Below are 3,818 nucleotides of genomic sequence, written 5' to 3'. Positions count from 1 at the left end.
GAATTCGGCACCGAGCAGGTGATGAACACCGGCCTTTGTCGCGGCTTCGCGCATCTGCGCCGCTTCGGCGGCGTCGCGGGCAAAGGGCTTTTCGCACACGACATGCCGCCCGGCGGCGATCGCGGCCATCACCGGTGCATAGTGTGCGTGCGGGGGCGTTGCCACCGTAACGAGCTGTATCGCTGGATCGGCAAGCGCCTCGGCAAGACTATCGGTTGCCAGCGGGATGCCGAGAGGTGCAGCGCGCGCGATGGTGCGGGCACGGTCTCGGCCGACGATCGCACGCACTTCGAACCCGGCCTCGCGCAGCGCACGTACATGGGTAAAAAGACCGAAGCCGGTGCCGACCACCGCCGCAGCTATGGATCGCGACGGCGTACTCATCGCGCTACCTCGCCACTGATGATCGGCACGATGTCTTCCAGTGCCTCTTCACCACGTTCTTGCAGCACGGCGAGCGCAATACGGCGCAGCGTTACCTGCGGCGGCTCGCCCTGTGTGCCAATCAGACGCAAACTCATGCCGCCATGGACATGGCCGAAGGACTGGACCCAATTGCCGGCGATGCCGGGCTGACCTTGCGCAACGATGACGCGCACCGAGCCGTCGTGGCGATAGCTGGCCTTGTACTTCTGCACGCAACCGCCGCCGTCCTCGTAGTTGTCGAGGTTCTCTTGCCAGATCGAACAGAGCTGGAATATCCAGTAATCACAGGCTGAGGGCAGGAAATCGATAACCAGCGCCTCGTCGCCAGCACACTCCCAGGTACCGAAGCCGTGGTGTCGGTCCGGCACGCCGCCATTGGACAGGTACACCGCGCGGTCGAAGCGGATGCGGTTTGGCCGCTGGCTGAGATTGTCCTGCCACCAGCTGCGCACCAGCTCGCAATAGCCAAGTACCATCTGACCCGCCTTGGCGAGCGCATCGCTTATTTCGGCGGCGGTGACGGGGCGCGGTTGCGGGCTATCGATCCGTTCGATGGTGAAGTGAGGCGGCGCGGTATTCGCGCGATCATGGTAGAGCGTGCGCACCAGGAGGCCGACGCAGTCCGGTGAGATCGACAGCCAGTCGCGCCCGTCTGCGGGTTTGTTCTGGCTGACCACGATCTCGAAGTTGCCCTGCGCATCGAACTTCACCTGGCGTGAGGAGATGAAGCCGGTGGTCTGCAGCGCAGCGGGATCGAATTCGTCAAGACCGGATACACCACGCGTTGCCCAGTCCTGAGCGCCGGGATGGCGCGGTTGTGGCGCGCGCCATGAGGCGATGACGAAGTACGGCAGCCCGCCACGATGGCCACGAATGACATAGTCATGACTACCGTCGACGAACTCGGCAAGCAGATGATCCTGATCGGGAGACTGGAAGTTGATGGACTGTCGCCAGGGCGCATCGCGCAGGCGCGGCCGTTCTGGCTCGCAGTTCTCCAGGTAACGTTCGAAACCGTTGCGCATGAGCCGGGTCATGAATCGATACCATTCGGCGCGGTCGAGGGTATCGGCCTCGGCGCCGAAAGCATCGACCCTGTGGCCGGCCTGGCGAACGGTTTCGCAGAAGTCGTCCCACGCGCGGCCGGACAACAGACGTTCCGTAGCTAGATCGGTCATGACCGCTCTCCTTCGATGCGCTCTGGCCTGACCGAGAAGCGCTCATAGTAAAAGCCGAATCGCTCGCGCAAAGCGGCAATATCAACCCCGAAATCGCCTTTCAGGTCATAGACGACGCGACCATGCTTGCCCCGTGGATTGGCGTTCAGATAGGCCTGGATCCGCGCCTTGGCGTCGGCGGTCAATGGCAGGCCGGCCATGGCATAGATGCGTTCGATCACCGTCTGTTGGTCGGCCATGTAGTCGTCGAAGAGCACATCGAGCGATTGGCCGGCGGGAACACTGTCCCGGTCCCGAACGCAGGCGCGCAGCAGATGTTCCACTCGATCTGTCCAATAGCGCGCCAACGCCTTTACGTCGACAGTATGGCGGCGGATGCGATCGCCATAGGCGATCATGGTGATGGCGGACTGGAGTACGGCGACGGGGTCGCGATGGGTGATGACGAGCGTGGCGTCGGGATAGGTCGTCATCAGCGGCCGCAGGTTCTCCATGTGCGGCGGCGATTTCATCACCCATCGGTTCGGGCCCTGGAGCCAGGTGAGCGCCTGCAGGACTCGGCGACCATAACGGTAGTGCGGCGTCTGATCGTGGCTGTAGTAGTAATCGCGCCAGCGACACGGGCGAGACTGCCATTCCGGCAGATAGGACGAGAAGTCCAGGCCTTGCAGTTCGATGTCTTCATGCACGTGGGTGGGGGACATTTCGTGCATCGCCGGCATGAACGGCAATATGGCTTCGAATTCGCCCCAGGCCTGGCGGGTGCGAACGATACGCGGATCTTCCCCGTCTGATGTTTGGTCTTGCGGCGCAGGAATCGGCTCCATCGCTTCCCATAGCGGCATCGAACGCAGTCGCGGATCGGCTGCCAGGATGTTGACCAGGTGAGTCGTGCCTGAGCGGGGAAGCCCGGCGACGATGATCGGCCGATCAATCGCGACGTCGTTGATTTCCGGGTGTCGCTTCACCAGATCTTCGAAGCGCAGGCGCGAAGATGCGTAGCGCACGGCATCGCCGAACATCCCCGCGCGCCCCAGGGGGCTGAGCTCCGTATCCTCGTCAAAACTCTTCAGCCAGATTCGCAGCCGTTCGCGGAAGTCCTCCGAACCGAAGTCGGAAAGCCCCGTGCGCTGGCATGCGGCTGCCAGGACGGCCTCCTCGCGCATTTCCACGGGGGGGACGCCCGCGATCGCTCGACGCTGTCGCTCGGTCAGCTCGGGGGCGCCCAGGTCTGTGATACGGATGATGTCAGGTTTCATGCGCTGCTCCATAAGTGTGAGGAGAGGTGTTGGCGACAGGCAGTACTGAAAGGGCCGGTGCCGGACTCAGCCGGCGACCGTGAAGCCGCCATCGACAGGCAGTGTCTGTCCCGTGATCCAGCCGGCGGCCGCGCTCGTCAGGAAAAGGACTGGACCGGCGATGTCCTGCGGCACCCCAAGCCGTGCTGCCGGCGTACGCGCAAGCGTGGGCGCGGACCACTGCGGATTGGCGACAGTCGTCGCCGTCATGCGGCTTGCGGTAAGCCCCGCCGCGACTGCGTTGACGCGAATGCGCCCGCCCCAATGGACCGCCAGTGCCCGGGTCAGCCCGACGACGCCAGTCTTTGCCGCGCCATAGCCGGGCACCACATCGATCCCGAAGAACGAGCTCATTGATGCAATGCCGATGATCGAAGGTCCGCCTGGCAGCGTGCTTTTCAGGAGTTTGTCTGCGCAGCCATGCGCCATGCGATAGCCACCGACCAGGTGCATGCGCACCGCGCGTTCGAAAACGTCCGGTTCGTACTCGTCCAGGCCACAGCTTGGCAGCGCAAAGCCGGCGTTGTTGACGAGGATGTCCAGGCGCGGCAGCGCTGCCGCGACGGCAGAGATGTTGTCTGCGTTCTCGATGTCGAGCTGCAAGTAGYGGTAGCCGTCGAGGTCAATGTCGTAATCGGCGGCGCAGGGCCGGGTGCCGGTGATCGTCACTTGCGCACCTGCTGCTCGGTACGCTGCGGCGATGCCGGCCCCGATGCCGCTGGTGCCACCGGTCACCAGGACATGGCAATTGTCGTAGTCAAACTGAAGGTTCGGCCAGTCGGCCTGTTGAGTGTTCATGGGGCGTTGCCTCCAATAGGTACACCTGATTGCTGCGGCGCAATGGGCCAGTCGATCAGGAGCTACCGCTATCGCCCCAGCCAACTGGCGGTTCAAGATAAGGCGATAGTATTAAAAG

4 protein-coding genes are annotated in these 3,818 nt (G+C 63.4%); all 4 read right to left on the bottom strand.

Going from position 1 to position 3,818, the window contains the following annotated elements:
• On the bottom strand, window positions 1–384 hold a 384-nt coding region (locus ACXRVY_RS19725; protein WP_458238041.1), incomplete at its 3' end, for a Gfo/Idh/MocA family protein.
• Window positions 381–1,604 carry a hypothetical protein gene (locus ACXRVY_RS19720; protein WP_223458489.1) on the bottom strand — a complete coding sequence of 408 codons (1,224 nt, stop codon included), beginning with the start codon at window positions 1,602–1,604 and terminating at the stop codon, window positions 381–383. The genes ACXRVY_RS19725 and ACXRVY_RS19720, both read right to left, overlap by 4 nt.
• Window positions 1,601–2,863, bottom strand: coding sequence for a sulfotransferase family protein (locus ACXRVY_RS19715; RefSeq protein ID WP_223458491.1), 1,263 nt, complete (start codon window positions 2,861–2,863; stop codon window positions 1,601–1,603). Before ACXRVY_RS19715 ends, ACXRVY_RS19720 begins: the two co-directional genes overlap by 4 nt.
• A gap of 66 nt (window positions 2,864–2,929) precedes the next feature.
• Entirely contained in the window at window positions 2,930–3,700 is a 771-nt protein-coding gene (locus tag ACXRVY_RS19710; RefSeq protein ID WP_458238040.1) for an SDR family NAD(P)-dependent oxidoreductase, read from the bottom strand.
• Window positions 3,701–3,818: the final 118 nt, after the last annotated feature.

The sequence above is a fragment of the Pseudomonas sp. P5_A2_2 genome (assembly GCF_054177685.1).
Note: the sequence above shows the minus strand (reverse complement) of the source record. Positions and strands in the feature narration are given on the sequence as shown.